The 18,730-nt window shown below is 33.0% G+C and carries 19 protein-coding genes and 1 riboswitch; of the genes, 16 read left to right on the top strand and 3 right to left on the bottom strand.

Annotated features, from left to right (window positions below; translation table 11 throughout):
* Nucleotides 1-19: 19 nt before the first annotated feature.
* A complete protein-coding gene (locus tag AC2D8I_RS03335) occupies nucleotides 20-640 on the bottom strand; it encodes a hypothetical protein (RefSeq protein ID WP_484704570.1) in 621 nt (206 codons plus the stop codon).
* A 619-nt stretch (nucleotides 641-1,259) separates the two neighbouring features.
* On the opposite strand from AC2D8I_RS03335, the gene AC2D8I_RS03330 reads away from it, so the two are divergent.
* The 5 genes from AC2D8I_RS03330 (at nucleotide 1,260) to AC2D8I_RS03310 (ending at nucleotide 4,897) form a co-directional block, all read left to right on the top strand.
* Nucleotides 1,260-1,670 (top strand): RrF2 family transcriptional regulator, encoded by a 411-nt coding sequence (locus tag AC2D8I_RS03330; protein ID WP_484704569.1) that lies wholly within the window; start codon nucleotides 1,260-1,262, stop codon nucleotides 1,668-1,670.
* Nucleotides 1,671-1,785: 115 nt separating this feature from the next.
* Nucleotides 1,786-2,037, top strand: coding sequence for a DUF2061 domain-containing protein (locus AC2D8I_RS03325; RefSeq protein ID WP_484704568.1), 252 nt, complete (start codon nucleotides 1,786-1,788; stop codon nucleotides 2,035-2,037).
* The gene (locus tag AC2D8I_RS03320) at nucleotides 2,025-2,651 is read left to right on the top strand and encodes a phosphoadenosine phosphosulfate reductase domain-containing protein (RefSeq protein ID WP_484704567.1); all 627 of its coding nucleotides are present in this window, start codon (nucleotides 2,025-2,027) and stop codon (nucleotides 2,649-2,651) included. The genes AC2D8I_RS03325 and AC2D8I_RS03320 overlap by 13 nt, the downstream gene beginning before the upstream one ends.
* A gap of 9 nt (nucleotides 2,652-2,660) precedes the next feature.
* Nucleotides 2,661-3,563, top strand: coding sequence for a sulfate adenylyltransferase subunit CysD (cysD, locus tag AC2D8I_RS03315; RefSeq protein ID WP_484704566.1), 903 nt, complete (start codon nucleotides 2,661-2,663; stop codon nucleotides 3,561-3,563).
* Nucleotides 3,564-3,649: 86 nt separating this feature from the next.
* Nucleotides 3,650-4,897 (top strand): sulfate adenylyltransferase subunit 1, encoded by a 1,248-nt coding sequence (locus tag AC2D8I_RS03310; protein ID WP_484704565.1) that lies wholly within the window; start codon nucleotides 3,650-3,652, stop codon nucleotides 4,895-4,897.
* Nucleotides 4,898-4,932: 35 nt separating this feature from the next.
* Here the strand turns inward: AC2D8I_RS03310 and AC2D8I_RS03305 are convergent, their stop codons facing one another.
* Nucleotides 4,933-5,865, bottom strand: a complete 933-nt coding sequence (locus tag AC2D8I_RS03305) for a T9SS type A sorting domain-containing protein (RefSeq protein WP_484704564.1) — start codon at nucleotides 5,863-5,865, stop codon at nucleotides 4,933-4,935.
* 76 nt (nucleotides 5,866-5,941) lie between these two features.
* Nucleotides 5,942-6,124, bottom strand: a riboswitch (cobalamin riboswitch).
* A 211-nt stretch (nucleotides 6,125-6,335) separates the two neighbouring features.
* Here AC2D8I_RS03305 and AC2D8I_RS03300 point away from each other — a divergent pair.
* The gene (locus AC2D8I_RS03300; protein WP_484704563.1) at nucleotides 6,336-7,430 is read left to right on the top strand and encodes an acyloxyacyl hydrolase; all 1,095 of its coding nucleotides are present in this window, start codon (nucleotides 6,336-6,338) and stop codon (nucleotides 7,428-7,430) included.
* A gap of 33 nt (nucleotides 7,431-7,463) precedes the next feature.
* Nucleotides 7,464-8,207 carry a head GIN domain-containing protein gene (locus AC2D8I_RS03295; protein ID WP_484704562.1) on the top strand — a complete coding sequence of 248 codons (744 nt, stop codon included), beginning with the start codon at nucleotides 7,464-7,466 and terminating at the stop codon, nucleotides 8,205-8,207.
* A 26-nt stretch (nucleotides 8,208-8,233) separates the two neighbouring features.
* Here the strand turns inward: AC2D8I_RS03295 and gldA are convergent, their stop codons facing one another.
* Complete coding sequence (gene gldA, locus AC2D8I_RS03290) at nucleotides 8,234-9,127, bottom strand: gliding motility-associated ABC transporter ATP-binding subunit GldA (protein ID WP_484704561.1); 894 nt, start codon at nucleotides 9,125-9,127, stop codon at nucleotides 8,234-8,236.
* A 336-nt stretch (nucleotides 9,128-9,463) separates the two neighbouring features.
* On the opposite strand from gldA, the gene AC2D8I_RS03285 reads away from it, so the two are divergent.
* The 9 genes from AC2D8I_RS03285 to AC2D8I_RS03245 all read left to right on the top strand — a co-directional run bounded on the left by AC2D8I_RS03285 (nucleotide 9,464) and on the right by AC2D8I_RS03245 (nucleotide 18,610).
* Nucleotides 9,464-10,291 carry a prephenate dehydratase gene (locus AC2D8I_RS03285; protein WP_484704560.1) on the top strand — a complete coding sequence of 276 codons (828 nt, stop codon included), beginning with the start codon at nucleotides 9,464-9,466 and terminating at the stop codon, nucleotides 10,289-10,291.
* Nucleotides 10,288-11,430 (top strand): pyridoxal phosphate-dependent aminotransferase, encoded by a 1,143-nt coding sequence (locus tag AC2D8I_RS03280; RefSeq protein ID WP_484704559.1) that lies wholly within the window; start codon nucleotides 10,288-10,290, stop codon nucleotides 11,428-11,430. Before AC2D8I_RS03285 ends, AC2D8I_RS03280 begins: the two co-directional genes overlap by 4 nt.
* Nucleotides 11,427-12,281: a prephenate dehydrogenase gene (locus tag AC2D8I_RS03275; RefSeq protein ID WP_484704558.1), complete on the top strand. Its 855-nt coding sequence runs from the start codon at nucleotides 11,427-11,429 to the stop codon at nucleotides 12,279-12,281. Before AC2D8I_RS03280 ends, AC2D8I_RS03275 begins: the two co-directional genes overlap by 4 nt.
* An 11-nt stretch (nucleotides 12,282-12,292) precedes the next feature.
* Nucleotides 12,293-13,375, top strand: a complete 1,083-nt coding sequence (locus AC2D8I_RS03270) for a chorismate mutase (RefSeq protein ID WP_484704557.1) — start codon at nucleotides 12,293-12,295, stop codon at nucleotides 13,373-13,375.
* 103 nt (nucleotides 13,376-13,478) lie between these two features.
* On the top strand, nucleotides 13,479-14,429 hold the full coding sequence (gene rsgA, locus AC2D8I_RS03265) for a ribosome small subunit-dependent GTPase A (protein ID WP_484704556.1): 951 nt from the start codon (nucleotides 13,479-13,481) through the stop codon (nucleotides 14,427-14,429).
* A 27-nt stretch (nucleotides 14,430-14,456) separates the two neighbouring features.
* The gene (gene dtd / locus AC2D8I_RS03260; protein WP_484704555.1) at nucleotides 14,457-14,909 is read left to right on the top strand and encodes a D-aminoacyl-tRNA deacylase; all 453 of its coding nucleotides are present in this window, start codon (nucleotides 14,457-14,459) and stop codon (nucleotides 14,907-14,909) included.
* A 70-nt stretch (nucleotides 14,910-14,979) separates the two neighbouring features.
* Nucleotides 14,980-16,878, top strand: coding sequence for a DUF3857 domain-containing protein (locus tag AC2D8I_RS03255; protein WP_484704554.1), 1,899 nt, complete (start codon nucleotides 14,980-14,982; stop codon nucleotides 16,876-16,878).
* 118 nt (nucleotides 16,879-16,996) lie between these two features.
* Nucleotides 16,997-17,323, top strand: coding sequence for a nucleotide pyrophosphohydrolase (locus AC2D8I_RS03250; RefSeq protein ID WP_484704553.1), 327 nt, complete (start codon nucleotides 16,997-16,999; stop codon nucleotides 17,321-17,323).
* 54 nt (nucleotides 17,324-17,377) lie between these two features.
* Nucleotides 17,378-18,610, top strand: a complete 1,233-nt coding sequence (locus AC2D8I_RS03245) for a 3-phosphoshikimate 1-carboxyvinyltransferase (protein WP_484704552.1) — start codon at nucleotides 17,378-17,380, stop codon at nucleotides 18,608-18,610.
* Nucleotides 18,611-18,730: the final 120 nt, after the last annotated feature.

Raw genomic sequence — 18,730 nt, 5'->3', positions numbered from 1 at the left:
AGCAAAATAGAGACATTTTTTAGTCACATAAAAGATTATAATCGTTAACCAATTCAACTATATTATTTAATTCGTATAATTCATTTTCTAAATACTCAACTATTTTACTGCAATCTGAAAAATATCTTTTTGTTTTTAAAATAAAACTCCCATCACTATTTGGACCCGCTATTAATGTTGCTTTTTGCTCATTGGCTCTTAGTATATAAAATTGAGTGTCATTATAATAGTAATTTGGTTCATATACGTTAGGAGGGGTGTCGATTGTATATTTAAATTTTAATACTGTTCTTGAATATAGATTAGCCTTTCCTCTGGCAACTAGTTTTAATAAGACATGTTTTTTTGCTTTAATGGGAATATACATATAGTGCTCCGTTGCAAATTCTTCATCTCCAAAGACTACTTCAGCTACAGTTTCATGGTCATGTTTTTTAATTTTTGATGTTCTATTTTTTTTATACTTAAATTTAGTACTTCCAATTGATACTAAACCACCAGAATGCTTAGGAAATTTAACTAAACCTCTAAATGAAGTTCCATTTTTTAAGATGACTTTTGCTGGGGTCCATTCATATTGTGCTTGAACTATTGAAAAGGAAAAAAAAGTTAGGATTATTAGAAGCCTTTTTATCACCATAGTTTTTTTTTTAACCAACTTATATATAAGTTAGAAATAGAATTATTAGTTTTTGAGTGTCTTTCATAATGTTTGCTAACTATTGTATATGTGCAAATCTATTTACACTTATTATAATATATAAACCGACATAGGTTTTTCCAAAGCTAACAAAATTGTAGAGATAAAATAATTAGTTTTTAAGAATTCAATATTTCTTATAAAAGGCCGTTATAATTAGACTTTGTTTATGTGTCTTATAATTAATATCTTATGTTGAATTGGTGTGAGTTTTGTTGTTTAATAAATTGGTTTTAAGCAAGTTAGGTTGTTGGTGTTTGTAAGGCGTTTATTTTGTGCGTTTTAAAATAATAAAGCCTTTTACTATGTTATCTTAGTCACTAAAAAACGTACTAGTAAAAGGAGGTGTTTTATAACGCTTTGGTCGAGGGAAATTCAAAATTTAAATTAAGGAAATAGTTATGTGCTGTTGTATATTCTAATTTTTACATAGCCTAGGCTATCTATAAAAATATATAGAAGCTCTATAGTATTATTTAATGGGAAAAAGTGATAATCTAAAAAGGATAGCGTTAACAGTTTTATAAAGCTATTATAAAAAAAAGACTAAATTTGTGTTATGCTCTCAAAGAAAACAAAATACGGTATTAAAGCGCTTGTCTATTTAGCAAAGCAAGACGATAGAACACCTGTACAAATTGCCACGATCTCAAAAGAAGAACGTATTTCACTTAAATTCTTGGAAAGTATATTGTTAACGCTTCGGAAAAATGGGCTTTTAGGTTCCAAAAAAGGTAAAGGCGGTGGTTATTATTTACTTAAAGCCCCAAAAGATATTAATATGGCTAGTGTAATGCGGGTTTTGGAAGGTCCCATTGCTATGGTGCCTTGTGTTAGCTTAAATTTCTATGAACGCTGTGAGGATTGCCCCGATGAAAATGCCTGTGCGGTACATGGTTTAATGATTCAAGTACGAGATAGCTCGCTTGAAATTTTTAAAAACACCACATTAGCAGATTTATCTAAATAACTAAAGCGGCGTAAATATTTTATTCGATCATCTTGTTTAGTTTCAGTTTAATTTATAGGTTTGCATTAATTCCTATTAAATTTATAGGGTATATAGGATTTTAATTTTTTACAATATGAATACTGTTATAGAAGTAGATAGAGATGCCGAAATAAAGAAAAATGCATCCGAAGAAAAAATTAAGAGAAGTTTAATTAAAACAATAAGTTGGAGAGTAGTAGGGACCATTGCAACAGTTATAATCTCGTATTTAATAACGGGAACATTAACCTTAGCCTTTTCTATTGGAGTTATCGAATTAATTTCAAAATTGGTCTTGTACTTCTTTCACGAACGCGCTTGGAATAAAATAAAATGGGGGAAGTAAATACATTGAATTTAGAGGACATAAATTTAAGGCTTAAAGGGAAAACCCCTTTAGAAATTGTAGCATGGGCTATAGGTTTTGCTAAGCGACCAATAGTAACGACTAATTTTAGACCTTATGAAGCCGCAATTTTAAAAGTAACAAGTCAAGTAAAAAAAGATATAGAAGTAATTTGGTGTGACACAGGATATAATACATCCAGTACTTATAACCATGCAGAAACTTTAATAGAGTTGCTGACTCTTAATGTAAAACTATATGTGCCTAAACAAACAGCAGCACATCGTGATGTCGTTATGGGAATCCCGGAAATTAATGATCCGAAACATAAATTATTTACAGAACAAGTTAAACTGGAGCCCTTTACACGTGCCATAAGAGATGCTAAACCCGATTTGTGGTTTACAAATCTCCGTAAAGGGCAAACAGCTTTTAGAGACCGTATAAATGTCGTGTCTCAAGATAAAAATGGTCTTATAAAAGTAAGTCCTTTTTATCATTGGACAGATGCAGAATTAGATGCTTTTTTAAAGGAGCATCATTTGCCAAATGAGTTTAATTATTTCGATCCAACGAAACAACTAGAAAATAGAGAATGTGGATTACACGCCTAAATATATAGAATGAAAGAGACCTCAAATATAAACCCGTTAGAAAGTGAAGCTATTTACATAATGCGCGAAGTAGCTGCTCAATTCGAAAGACCTGTGCTCTTGTTTTCAGGCGGAAAGGATTCCATAACATTGGTGCGATTAGCTCAAAAAGCATTTTATCCTGCAAAAATTCCTTTTCCTCTAATGCATATAGATACAGGACATAATTTTCCTGAAACTATAGCTTTTAGAGATCGATTAGTAAAAGAGTTAGGTTTAGAACTTATTGTACGAAAAGTACAAGATTCTATCGATGAAGGAAAAGTAAAAGAAGAGTCTGGAAGATATTCGAGTAGAAACGTGTTACAAACGACTACGCTTTTAGATGCGATAGAGGCGTTTAAGTTTGATGCTTGCATAGGAGGTGCTAGACGTGATGAAGAAAAAGCAAGAGCAAAAGAACGTATTTTTTCTGTTCGTGATGATTTTGGGCAATGGGATGAGAAAAACCAACGGCCAGAGTTATTCGATATGCTAAATGGAGCGATTGATCTAGGGCAAAATGTACGTGTGTTCCCTATTTCTAACTGGACAGAGTTAGATGTATGGACCTATATTCAAAAAGAACAAATAGAAATTCCTTCAATCTATTTTGCACATACAAGAGCAACCTTTTTACGCGATGGCTTAATATGGTCTGCAGACGATGCTGTTGTATTTAGAGAAGCCAATGAAATTGTTGAAGAACGCGTTGTTCGTTTTAGAACCGTTGGCGATATGAGTTGTACTGCAGCGGTATTATCTACGGCATCAGATATTGTAAGTGTTGTTCAGGAAATTAGAAATTCTACAATTTCAGAGCGTGGTGCTAGAATAGATGATAAACGTTCTGAAGCAGCTATGGAAAAACGGAAACAACAAGGGTATTTTTAGCAATTAGAATATAAATACAGGTCATAGACCATTCATTAGAGAAGCGTTAAAATTAATAGCGATTAAGGTTACAAGTAATATAAAAAATGGAAGTTTTAAAAATAGCAACAGCAGGAAGTGTAGACGATGGTAAAAGTACATTAATAGGACGATTACTTTACGATACAAAATCCTTAACAAGTGATAAACTCGAAGCAATAGAGCAAAAGAGTAAGCAATTAGGGTATGACTATTTAGATTTCTCCTTAGCAACAGATGGTTTGGTAGCCGAGAGAGCACAAGGGATTACTATAGATGTTGCTCATATTTATTTTTCGACAATAAATAAAAGTTATATTATCGCAGATACTCCAGGGCATGTAGAATACACAAGAAATATGGTTACAGGAGCTTCAACATCTCAGGTTGCGATTATATTAATAGATGCAAGAAAAGGCGTTGTAGAACAAACGAATCGTCATTTTTTTATTAATAATTTACTGCGAATTAAGACTGTTATTGTCGCTATAAACAAAATGGATTTGGTCGATTTTTCCGAAGAAAAATACAATGCTATTAAGTCCGAGTTTGAGGCTTTAATGCGTAAAAGAGATTATCAAGATCAAAAAATAACCTTTATTCCTGTTAGTGCTTTAAAAGGAGATAACGTTGTGGCAAGATCAAAAAATATGCCTTGGTACAAAGGTGCCTCTTTATTATCCCACTTAGAAACTATGGATAATGAAGCCATTTATAATGAAGGTACTCCTAGATTTCCAGTGCAATATGTTATTAGGCCTAAAACAGAAGCTTTTCATGATTTTAGAGGTTATGCCGGAAAGGTATATGGTGGTGAGTTAAATACAGGAGATGAGGTTGTTGTATTGCCATCGGAAATAAAGACTAAGATAAAAGATATTTATTCTTACGACCAAAAAGTAGAAACGGCATCTAGACGGGCTTCCGTTTTAATAGCTTTGGAGGATGATATTAATATAAGTCGTGGCGATATGATTGTAAAAGCAAACGATTTACCTAAAATAGGGAAGACATTTACAGCAACTGTTTCTTGGATGGATGCTCAAAATTTAACAATTGGCGCTAAGTATGTTGTGCAACATGGAGTTAATAAAGTACTCGCAAAAGTAGCAGGAATAGAACATCGAATAAACCCAGATTATTCAGGGGTGGAATCTAATGTAAGTACTTTAAAAATAAATGACATTGCAACGGTATCCTTTAAATTGAATAAACCCATTTTTTATGATGCCTTTAAGGCGCATAGAACCAACGGTGCTTTTATTATAATAGATTCAAAATCTAATAATACTGTTGGGGCTGGGTTCATTCAATAAAAAGAATATTAAATTAATTTTAATACAAGAAAAGGTTATCTGTTAATGATAATCTTTTTTGTTTTAAGTCCATTTTCAGCTTGTATAAAATAAATACCAGGGGCTAAAGAGGAGACATCAATGCTTAGCTTGGTTTTATTATCTGTAGGTTGTTTTAAAACCACTTGACCAGCGGTATTCATAATTTTTAATGTGCCTGAATACGCATAACCTTCTATTTGTAATAAATTGCTAGCAGGATTTGGATAAATACTAACCGAAGATTTAACATATTCGTTTGTGCTTAAGGTGCTAGAAGGCTTAATACTTAAATCGTCTATAACATTATAATAAACATAGGCAATAGCTCCCGCGCTCATACATGCATCTTTAGGGTTGTCAGCACTATTTTTAGGCGCAGATCCTGTTACGATATAAAGATGCGTGTAATTGTTGTCTGCCGTATAGTTAAAGGAGAAATCTTCATAACTTGTATTTGAATTCCCAACGATAGATTCAGTGTCTATTTCATGATGCGTAGATACCGGATCTCCAAATTCATTATTCATAGAAAAAAGAAACTTTAAATTATAGCATTCTTTTATTTCAGAATAGTCAAAATCAGGATCTCCATATACAGAAACACCATAATTACTAGAAATAGAAATGGTATATTCCTCACCATTAACTAAAGGGGTATCTAGTTGTAGTGTAATCCCTTCTGTAGTATCAACACCATTCGATTCGTCTCTAATGGCTCCCATATAAATGGACCCAGTTCCTGTATTTGCCGACCCAGGATTATAGCCACAATTGTAATAATTTGGAGTGTCATTGTCGCCAGTACATCCAACTATTCTATTTGTTTGGTCCCAACTATCAGGACAACTTGTATACATTTCAAAGCCGCCATTAGAAAATAATTCTTGAGCATTTGAAAAGTTAAACGAAAAAAAGGTAATAATAAGTAATGTAAATATTTTATTCATAATAATATTATATAGGAGAAAACTTAATATACTATGAATATACTATCCAATGCACAATAACCTTTATCCCGAAAGTTAAACATATATTATAAAGGCAGGTCTCCTGACTCGTTTTACTTGTATCCCCTTCACATTTATTGCTAAACATTGGTTGCTTGATACAGCTTATAAAAACTTACAGTTGCGGGAACAGTTTTGGATTTACACCAAATTCCCTTTTAATCCATTTTTAAATGGAACCAAAATAACGGGCGCAAGGTATAGGTTTCCTTTTGCCTCGACAAGAAAAAAAGCGATCTATTTTTTTATAAATTATAAGTATAATAGTAGTCTATAGTATAACGAATTAAAAGTCAGTGAAAAACAGATATAATTAAAAACGATCTAACTATAATGCCATTTGTTTTGTCTTAACGAAACCGATACTCTACTTAATTTGTGTTACTTTTGCGCCCAAATTAAACTAATTAATGAAGTCCTTTTTAAGTGGTATTATCTTGTTATTTCAACTCGCTTCTTATGCTCAAGAAGCAAAGAGTTTATTCTCATTAGATGCTAATTTTTTCTATGGAAATATAGCAGAACATAATTCGGATATAGCACATTTAATTACTAATCACCCAACGGGAGTTATTTTAAGTTATAATAAAAAGACATTTGGGAAGCATGCTTGGGAAAGTCGTTATAATTACCCCGATTATGGACTGTCCTTTATTTATCAAGATATGAAAAATGAGATATTAGGGCATAATTATGGTCTTTATGCTCATTATAATTTCTATTTTTTTAAAAGGAACCTTATGTTTAGAATAGGGCAAGGATTAACTTATAATACGAATCCTTACGATAAAGACACGAATTTTAGAAATAACGCTTATGGGACAGCTTGGTTAAGCTCTACCTATGTAATGTTTAATTATAAGAAAGCGCAATTATTTAATGGGTTTGGTGTTCAAGCTGGACTTTCCTTAATTCATTACTCTAATGGGAATTTTAAAGCGCCCAATAGCTCTACTAATAGTATAATTCTTAATATAGGGGTTAATTATGCGTTAGATTATGAGAAGCCACAGAATTATATTGCTTTAACAGAAGCTACAAAATTTACGGAAAAAATAAAGTATAATTTTGTGTTTAGAAGTGGCGTTAATGAGAGCGATGTTATTAATTCTGGGCAGTATTCTTTTTATATAGCATCTGCATATGCAGACAAACGCTTAAATAGAAAATCGGCAGTACAATTAGGAACAGATGTTTTCTTTTCAAATTTCTTAAAACAACATATTCGTTATAAGGCGGTAGCATTTCCTTTAGATAACGTAAAAGGCGATGAAGATTATAAGCGTATTGGCATATTTGTAGGACATGAATTATTTATTAATAGACTTTCCTTTTTAACGCAATTAGGGTATTATGTGTACTATCCTTTCGATTTTGAAGGACGTTTCTATAATAGGTTGGGGATTAAGCGTTATTTTGGAGAACGCCTTTTTGCAGCCCTGTCTTTAAAGGCTCACGGTGCAAAAGCTGAAGCGGTAGAATTCGGAATTGGGGTAAGATTATAAAAGAGAAAGTAAATTATTACGTATATATTAAAGATGAAAAAATTTTTATCCATAGTCTTAATATTTGTTTTATTAAGCTGTAGCAGTGACAATGCTCCAGATTGTTTTAAAAATGCAGGTGATATTATTCAAAAGGAGTTTATAGTTCGTGATTTTACAGAAATTACGGTTTTTAACAATATAGAGCTTATCGTAACAGCAGGGGCAAACCATAGCGTTATTGTGGAAACAGGTGCCTTTTTAATGGATGATATTAAGGTAGAAGTAGATAATGGAAAGTTGAGCTTAAGAAATAATAATGAGTGTAATTTTACTAGAGATTACGGGATTACAAAAGTGTATGTGAGTGCTCCAAATTTAACAGAGATAAGAAATAGTAGCCAGCTAGCAGTAAGGAGTAATGGGATTTTAAACTATGAAACGTTACTTTTAGTTTCTGAAGATGATTCAGGAGATTTTTATAATGTTGGTATTTTTGATGTTGAGGTTAATACTACAAATCTCAATGTGGTTATAAATAACTTAACAACAACCTATATTAAAGGAATGGCTACAAATGTAAATATAAACCATGCGTCTGGTGACGGGCGTTTTGAAGGGCGGCATTTAATAGCTCAACACGTGCGGGTTTTTCACCGAGGGTCTAATAATATTATCGTGAACCCGCAATTGTCTTTAACAGCCGAATTGGTGAGTACCGGGGATGTTATCGTTACCAATATACCCGCATCGGTTAGCGTTTCAGAATTATTTGATGGGCGCGTTATTTTTGAATAAGTGTTTTTGTGAAAAGTGCTGTAAAATTAAGAGGTTAAATCCCTGAACAGACTTTCTAAGCTTGCGTTTTTTTGGTTAAGCTGAAGAATTTTTAATTCATTATCGTGCGCAAAATCAAAAACATGAGCGCGCATATCTTCCGCGCTAGAAAAGGTGATTTCGTAAATAAAATCAAAGGTATTCTTTACACTTTTAGCATTAGGGAGTTTAAGTAAAAAGGCGTCTTCAATGCGGTAATCAAATTCAACGATAACTACTTGCTCTTGCCCTTCCCTTAATTCTGTTAATTTTTTATTGGCAACAATTTCCCCTTTGTTTATAATAATAACACGATCACACATGGCTTCAACTTCTTGCATAATATGTGTAGACAAGAAAACTGTTTTTTCTTGCCCAATAGTTTTTATAAGATTTCTTATATCTACTAATTGGTTTGGATCTAAACCTGTGGTGGGTTCATCCAAAATGAGTACTTCAGGGTTATGTAATAGAGCGTTAGCTAGGCCAACACGTTGTCTGTAGCCTTTAGAGAGTTGACCTATTTTCTTATGAGCTTCAGGAGTTAATCCCGTGAGTTCAATAACTTCTTCAATTCTTTGTTTATTAGTGTTATAGATGTTTGCATTAAAGGCCAAGTATTCACGAACGTATTGTTCTAAATATAGCGGGTTATGTTCAGGAAGGTAGCCAACACTTTGTTGTACTTGCTTTGTTGCTGTGGCAATAGCGTGTCCGTTTACAAAGGCTTTGCCTTCTGTAGGAGAGATAAAGGTCGTTAGAATTTTCATCATTGTAGATTTTCCAGCACCATTTGGACCTAAAAAGCCAACTATTTCAGGTTTTTTAACTTCAAAAGAAATATTATTTAAAGCTTTTTGTGACCCGTAAGTTTTTGTTATGTTTTCTACCTTTATAGACATCTCTAAATTCTTTTTTCAAAAATAAACATTCTATAATTCAAACAAGAGATTCTATAAAAATCTTTGAAAATTCAACTAAAACATTAAAAATAAGGCTTTAATGTTTTGTTTTATCAATTTATTAATTACTTTAGCGCCGTAAAAAAATATCCAATACGATTGGATAATAGATTATGAACAACAATTTAAACACATATTTTAGCTGGTTTTATTTCTTTTTTAACGAAAAGGACGAGACGCTGTATATGTAATTTAAATACTACCATAAACAAAAAAAAAGTCTCGATATACATCGGGACTTTTTTTGTTTATGGATGTTTTATTAAAAAGAAGAATATGGTTAATTCAGTTTCGATACAAGGTGTAAAAGGGTCTTTTCATCATATTGTATCTCAAAATTATTTTGGAGATAATGTATTGGTAAATGAGTGTTTATCTTTTGATTTGACTGTAGCGAAGTTATTAGAGAAACAAACAGAGGCGGCAATTATGGCTATAGAAAACTCTATAGCAGGTTCCATTATTCCAAATTATGCTTTAATTGACAATAATAATTTACATATTGTTGGAGAACACTATTTGGATATTCAGCATCATTTAATGGCATTGCCAAATCAAAGTATTTATGATATAACAGAAGTTTACTCGCATCCTATGGCTTTATTACAATGCAAAGCTTTTTTTAAAGCATACCCGCATATAAAGCTTGTAGAGGATATCGATACTGCAGATGTCGCTAGAAGAATAAAAGCAAAGGGGCTTAAGAATGTTGCTGCTATAGCAAGTCGTTTAGCTTCAGAAATTTTTAATCTCAATATTTTGGCAGAGAGCATTCAAACGATAAAGCATAATGAGACCCGTTTTGTTATTGTAAAACGAAAGGCGCTAGAGACATCTAAAACTGCAATAGATAAAGCTTCCATAAAATTTGAATTAGATCATAAACGCGGAAGTCTGGCTGCAATGCTAAATGTTATGAGTGATTGTAAATTAAATCTAACCAAAATACAATCGTTGCCAATAATTGAAACGCCTTGGCGCTACTCTTTTTTTATAGATGTTACTTTTAATAACTATAAAGATTATGAAAAGGCAAAGGCTGTAATGGAGATTATGACTAAAGAATTTAAAATTCTTGGAGAATATAAAAACACAAAGAAATGATAGAAGTAGCAAAGCGATTGCATAGTGTAGAAGAGTACTATTTCTCAAAGAAATTAAAAGAAGTAAACGTATTAAAATCTAAAGGCAATCCTATTATTAATTTAGGTATTGGAAGCCCAGATTTGCAGCCTCCTCAAAAAGTGATTTTAGCAGTTACTGAAGCGCTTAAAGAGAGTAACGCACATAAATATCAAAGTTATCAAGGATTACCAGAATTAAGAACAGCTATAGCCCGTTTTTATAAAACACATTATAACGTGTGTATGGCGTTTGAATCCGAAATATTACCGTTAATGGGCAGTAAAGAAGGGATTATGCATATTTCTATGGCTTTCCTAAATAAAGGGGATGAAGTTTTAATTCCCAACCCAGGATATCCCACTTATACAGCGGTAACAAAACTGCTACAAGCAACACCTGTTTTTTATAATCTAGATGCAGCTAATCATTGGTACCCCGATATCGATGAGTTAGAACAACGCGATTTAAGTAAAGTGAAATTAATGTGGTTAAGCTATCCGCATATGCCTACAGGAACTAAAGCCAACAAAAAGGTGTTTCAAGATTTAATTTCATTTGCAAAACGGCATCGTATTTTATTGGTAAATGATAATCCGTATAGTTTTATTTTAAACAAAACCCCTTTAAGCCTATTAGGGATGGAAGGCGGAAAAGAAGTCTGTTTAGAACTTAATTCTTTAAGTAAAACTTTTAATATGGCAGGCTGGAGAGTTGGCATGCTTCTAGGGAATAAGCAACTAATAGATGCGGTATTAAAAGTAAAGAGCAATATGGATTCAGGAATGTTCTATGGTATTCAAAAAGGGGCAATTCAAGCCTTAGAGAGTTCAGTAGAATGGTTTGCGGATTTAAATAATATATATGAGGAACGGCAAAAACTTGTATGGGAATTGGCTACAAGCTTAAATTGTACTTTCGATAAAAATACGAATGGATTATTTGTTTGGGCGAAGTTACCACCATTAGTAAAGGCAGAAGCATTCGTAGATACGTTATTAAAAGAAAAACACATATTCGTAGCGCCTGGAACTGTTTTTGGAACGCAAGGCGAAGGCTATGTTCGATTCTCATTATGTGCTGAAAATGAAGTTATAAAAGAAGCAATAGAAAGAATATGATACAAAAGATATACATAATAGGAGTTGGTTTAATAGGGGGCAGTTTGGCATTAGATATAAAACGGAAACGACCAGAAAGTACGATCTATGGTATCGATAACAATGCAGATAACCTTAAGTTAGCATTGGAACGTAAAATTATAGATAAAAAAGCCACTGTCGAGGATTTAACGCAAGCCGATTTAGTTATATTATCTGTTCCTGTGGATGCCTCGGTAAAACTATTACCTACAATTTTAGATGCTGTTTCAGATTTAAGTATCGTAATAGATGTCGGTTCTACAAAATTAAATATCTGTAAAGCAGTAGAAAACCATCCAAAACGCAGGAATTTTTTGGCCACACATCCTATTGCAGGAACCGAATTCTCCGGACCTAAGGCGGCACTTCATGATTTATTTCTAGAGAAAACGAATATTGTTTGCGAAATAGAGAAAACAGCATTTAAACTTCAGGAAAAAGTATTGTATTTATTTTCAGAAATAGGCATGCGAATATGTTATATGAATCCAGAGTCTCACGACAAACATATTGCTTATATGTCACACCTCTCTCATATAAGTTCATTTATGTTAGGAAAAACAGTAATAGAGAAAGAAAAAAACGAGCGTGATATTTTTGATATGGCAGGGAGTGGTTTTGAATCTACTGTACGGTTAGCCAAAAGTTCGCCAGCGATGTGGACGCCAATTTTTAAAGACAATAAAAATAATGTTATAGCGACTTTAGAAGATTACATTGCAAATCTTACACAATTTAAAACATTGATGGAGAATGATGATTTTGAAGGTGTTTTCAATGAAATGAAAGCCACTAATTATATAAAACAAATATTAAACTCGCAGGAGTAAATTAAAATAAGATGGAAAATAAAAAAGAAATGAGAACATGGCTGGATGATTTAGAGTTAAATCACCCATTGGTAATAGCAGGGCCATGTAGTGCGGAAACAGAAGAGCAAGTTTTAAAAATAGCACACGAGCTAAAAAATACAGACGTGAGTTATTTTAGAGCTGGTATTTGGAAACCAAGAACACGACCAGGAATGTTTGAAGGAGTAGGGGCTTTAGGGTTGAAATGGTTACAAAAAGTGAAAAAAGAAACAGGAATGAAAATCTGTACTGAAGTGGCAAATGCAGCTCATGTAAAACTAGCGATAGAACATGATGTGGATTTATTATGGATTGGCGCACGCTCTACTGTTAGTCCTTTTATTATGCAAGAATTAGCAGATGCTTTAGCAGGGACAGATAAAATAGTCTTGGTTAAAAACCCTGTAAATCCAGATTTAGCGTTGTGGTTAGGGGGTATAGAGCGATTGTATACCGCAGGAATTAAAAATTTAGGAGCAATACATAGAGGGTTTTCCACATATGAAAAAACAAAATATAGAAATATTCCAGAATGGCAGTTGGCAATAGAGTTTCAAAATAAATTCCCGGATTTGCCTTTAATTAATGACCCTTCTCACATTACAGGAAAACGAAATATGGTTTTTGATGTGTCGCAAACAGCATTGGATTTAAATTTTGATGGTTTAATGATTGAAACTCATACAGACCCAGATAATGCGTGGAGTGATGCCGCACAGCAAGTCACACCAAAAACATTGGTACAGATGATGGAAGATTTACGTATTCGAAAAGAAAGCGATCCAGAAGCCGAGTATAACAATGAATTAGGGAACTTAAGAGCGCAAATAGATGTTGTAGATAATCAGATTATTGATTTAATCGGTAAACGTATGAAGATCGCGGATGGGATTGGGGTCTTAAAAAAGCAAAGAAATGTAGCTGTATTACAAAGTAAACGTTGGAATGAGATCCTTGGAAAAATGGTGTTAGAAGGAGAACAAAAAGGGCTGAGTGAGGAGTTTATCCTTAAAATGTTTAAAGCAATTCACCAAGAGTCTATTAATCATCAAGAGAGAATAATAAAAGGTTAACGTTTAAAAATAACAGCTCTAAAAGGATTCTATTCAATGCCTTGAAATGTTCTTCAAGGCATTTTTGTTGTATAGCAATCTAATAATTTCCATCTTTGCATTAATGACAGGATTAGTATACAAATCTACAGGAAGTTGGTACACAGTTAAAACAGAATTGGGTGCTATTTATGAATGCCGTATAAAAGGTAAATTCAGATTACAAGGAATAAAAAGTACAAACCCTATTGCCGTAGGGGATTATGTGGATTTTGACCTAGATACCAAAAGTGATCAAGAAACGGGTGTTATTACAAATATTCACGATAGAGAGAATTATATTGTTCGTAAATCGGTTAATCTATCTAAACAAACACATATTATTGCATCAAATATAGATCAGGTATTCTTATTGATTACCATAGATAACCCACCCACCTTTACTAGTTTTATAGATCGATTTTTAGTCACTGCCGAAGCTTATGCTATTAAAACCGTTTTGCTTTTTAATAAAGTCGATACTTATACTGAAGCGACGCTGCTAGAGGTAAAATATCTTGCTCATATTTACCGCAAGATTGGTTACGAATGTATTGGTATATCGGCAAAAACAGGGGAGAATATAGACAAGGTTAAAGCATTGATGAACGATAAGGTAAGTATGTTTACAGGGCATTCAGGAGTTGGAAAATCTACTTTAGTAAATACAATAGAACCTAATTTAGACCTTAAAACGAAAATGATCTCTACGCAGCATATGCAAGGGCAGCATACTACCACCTTTGCAGAAATGTTTGATTTAAGCTTTGGGGCTAAAATAATCGACACGCCAGGAATTAAAGGCTTTGGTGTCGTCGATATGGAAAAAGAAGAAATAGGCGATTATTTTCCAGAGTTTTTTGCATTAAAACAAGATTGTAAATTTAATAATTGCTTGCACCTTGAAGAGCCCAAATGTGCTGTAAAAAAAGCCTTAGATAAAGATGAGGTTGCAGCGTCACGTTACCATAGTTATACGCAAATAATAGAAGGAGACGAGCAGCATTATAGAACAGATATTTGGGAAAAGGAATAGACGTAATATTTTGGAATTTATTAAAGAATGAAAGCAGTAATTCAGCGTGTTACAGAGGCTAGTGTAACTATTGAAAATGAAAAAGTGGCCGCTATAACTGGTGGAGTTTTAATTTTACTAGGGATAGTTCCAGAAGATACTCCAGAAGATATAAAATGGTTGTCTAATAAAATAATAAACCTTCGCATTTTTGGTGATGAAAACGGCGTTATGAATAAGTCTTTATTAGAAACTAAAGGCGAGGTTATTGTCGTTAGCCAGTTTACATTACATGCGAGTACCAAAAAAGGGAACAGACCTAGTTATATCAAAGCTGCTAAGCCAGACATAGCGATCCCTTTATATCGAGCCTTTATAAAACAAATAGAATTAAATATAGGAAGGGCAATTCAAACAGGAGCATTTGGTGCCGATATGAAAGTAGCACTGTTAAATGATGGTCCAGTAACCATAATAATTGACACAAAAAATAAAGACTAACGATTATAGTTAATCTGTAGCATTTCTACCGTTGGTTACACAATTAATATAACACATTAAACGAATTTTAATGCACTATAAAATAATCCTAAGTATTACCCTCTTATTTACCTCTATAATCACATTTTCTCAAGAAAAGTTAACGGTATTTACCATAGATGAAAGTTTAAAGGAAAATGCAAATGCAGTTGTACGATTAAACAATGTTCTTATAAGCATAGAAGCTCATAATAAGTATTTGTATAACGTAAAAAGGGTGGTGACAGTGCTTAACGAAGCTGGGAATTACGATATAAGAGCTGCTGTACATTATGATAATAATGTAAAAATAAAGCAGATGGAGGTGGAGATATATGATGCTTTGGGAGAAAAAATAAAGAAAATAAAAAAGAACGATTTTGAGGATATTAGTGCTGTTCCAAATGGGACATTGTACTCTGATAGTCGAATTAAACGATTAAAATATACGCCCGTTAGTTATCCCTATACAGTCGTTTTTGAAGCAGAAATAGAAAATAGATCAACAGCCTTTATTCCTAGTTGGAGACCTCTAGAAGGATTTTATGTAAGTACGGAAGAATCTAACTATAAGATAATAAATACATCAGGCATAGATTTAAAACTAAAAGAAACGAATTTCGAAGCTTATAATATTGAGAAAAATGAAGACTTCAATTATTCTGCTAAAAAATTACAAGCCCTTAAAAGGGAGTCTTATGCGCCTGCCTTTATAAATTACGCCCCTTTTCTAAAAGTTGCCTTAACGAATTTTGTTATGGATGGCATAGAAGGCGGAAATGAGGATTGGGGTAGTTTTGGGAAATGGGTGAATGATAAACTAGTGGCAAATACTCAAGAATTACCCCAAAATGTTAAGGCGGAAATGAAATCTTTAACACAAAATGCAATCTCTAACCTAGAGAAGGCTAAATTAGTTTATGAGTATATGCAGGGTAAAACGAGATATATTAGTGTTCAAGTAGGTATTGGAGGTTGGAAGCCTATGCTAGCAAGTGATGTAGACAGATTAGGTTATGGAGATTGCAAAGCACTAACAAATTATACCAAGGCATTGTTGGATGAAGTCGGGGTTGCGTCTTATTACACTCTAATTTATGGTGGAGACAGTCCAAGAAATATAGACGTTGATTTTTCTACTGCAGAAGGGAACCATGCTATCTTGGCCATACCAAATAAAGACGACTATATTTGGTTAGAATGTACAAGTCAAACCAGCCCATTTGGTTATAATGCTAATTTTACAGACGATAGAGATGCTCTTATCATTACTCCAGAAGGCGGAGAAATAGTACATACAAAAATTTATAAAACGCTTGAGAATTCTCAAACAACAACAGCAAAAATAAACTTGGGTCTATCGGGGGATATTTCGGCGCAGGTCCAAATTGAATCTAAAGGAACACATTACGGTTACCGTAAACACATAGAAAATAAAAAGCAAAAAGAAAAGATTCTATTTTATAAAAGAGACTTAGATAACATAAGTGATTTGGAAATAACAGCATTATCTCATAACAATGATAAAGATAGTATTGTCTTTAAAGAAGCGATAACTATAGCTACAAAAAAATATGTTTCGAGAATAGGCGATAGGTTACTACTAGAACCCAATATGTTTAATAAAACGACTAGAGTGCCCCCAAAATATAAAAATAGAAACAAGCCTGTAGCCATTAATAGAGGGTTTGTTAATACAGACGAATATGTCATAACACTATCAAACGGGTTGACAATAGAAGCACTAAAAGCGCCTATAGCACTAAAAAATAAATTTGGATCATACCGAGTTTCTATGGAAAAACAATCCGATAATCAATTTACTTATAAAAGAGAATTAATCCTAAATAAAGGACTTTATAAAAAAGAGGACTATCAGGAGTTTAGAGCATTTTATTTAAAAATAGTAAAGCATGATAAGTCTAAGATCGTATTAAGAAAATTGAGATGATTTTAGTGTTTTTTCATTTATGACTCAAATAAACTTAATATTATTTTTAACGAATTAAAGCATAACCGTATTCTGTACATTATGGATTTGTTATTTTTGTATTTTAAAAATGAAAACAATGAACATTAAAAACGCACAGTTAGAGGTCGATAATTGGATAAAAGAACATGGTGTTCGTTATTTTAATGAGCTAACCAATATGGCGCAGCTTACTGAAGAGGTTGGAGAAGTTGCACGTATAATTGCAAGACGCTATGGCGAACAAAGTGAAAAGGAAAGCGATAAAAATAAAGACTTAGGCGAAGAGCTTGCAGATGTTATGTTTGTTGTGTTATGTTTAGCAAATCAGACAGGAATAGATTTACAAAACGCGTTTGATAAGAAGTTAGATCTAAAAACAAAACGGGATCATGACAGACATCAAAATAATCAAAAATTAAAATAATACCACCTTCGGTAAATCAAGGCTTCATCTTGATCTTAAAAAATAAATTCCTGTATGCATCTACACATTCAAAAATCAAGACTTACGAATCGTGAATCCAAGATTGTTATTACGGGTTCAAAAAGTGAATCCAACCGATTATTATTATTACAAGCGTTGTTTCCTAAGCTTCAAATTGAGAATATATCCAATTCTGATGATTCTCAATTAATGACAAAAGCATTAAAAACGCATTCTAATATAATTGACATCCATCATGCAGGAACAGCTATGCGATTTTTAACTGCATTCTTTGCGACTCAAGAAGGACGAGAAATAGAGCTTACAGGATCCCAAAGAATGAAAGAACGTCCCATTGCAATTTTGGTTAATGCCTTAAATCAATTGGGAGCAGATATTCGTTATAAGGAAACTGAAGGTTATCCACCATTATTAATAAAAGGCACTAAGATTACAAAGGATAAAGTGCGTTTAAAGGCTAATGTAAGCAGTCAATACATTTCAGCATTGTTGCTTATCGCTTCCAAGTTAGAAAACGGGATTGAACTTAACTTAGAGGGGGAAATCACATCGGTGCCGTATATTAATATGACATTGCGTTTGTTAAATAAAATAGGCGTTGATACTCATTTTTCAAACAATATCATTACCGTTAAACCCAATCCTCAAAACATAAATATTAATAGACCATTAGTTGTAGAGTCCGATTGGTCATCTGCATCTTATTTCTATAGTATTGTGGCTTTGGCAGCAAAAGGAACGCACATAGTATTGTCATCTTATATGAAAAATAGCTTGCAAGGCGATTCTGCTTTAGCTAAAATTTACACCCTTTTTGGTGTTGAAACACGTTTTAGTAACAATAACATCGTGCTTAATAAAAAGGCTGCTATTTCACCAGAAGTAGTTGTTAATTTGGATTTAGCAAATTCTCCAGACATCGCGCAAACAATTGTAGTCACTGCCTTTGCATTAGGCATGGCATGTAGGCTAACAGGACTTCACACTTTAAAAATTAAGGAAACAGATAGACTGAAGGCTTTGAAGACGGAAATAGAAAAATTAGGAGGCACAATTAAAATTACAAACGATTCCTTAAATTTAGCAGTGTCCCAAACAATAAAAGAAAACATTTCTATTACAACCTATAACGATCATAGAATGGCAATGGCATTTTCACCATTAGCACTAAGAGTGCCCGTGATTATTGAAGATGCTGGAGTCGTGTCAAAATCATATCCAACGTTTTGGGACGATTTAAGAGCCATTGGATTTCAGTTTAATTAATAATAATCAGTCATTTACTTGACAACGCCTATCTTGAGATTGTATATTTGCAACTTTCAAAAATGAACGATGCAAAGAGCGCGCATTTAAAGTTTCATAAAGTATAGCGATATGCTAAAG

The sequence above is a fragment of the Lacinutrix sp. YIN62 genome, assembly GCF_057219185.1.
The sequence above is the reverse complement of the archived record's forward strand: the minus strand, read 5'-3'. Positions and strand labels throughout refer to the sequence as shown.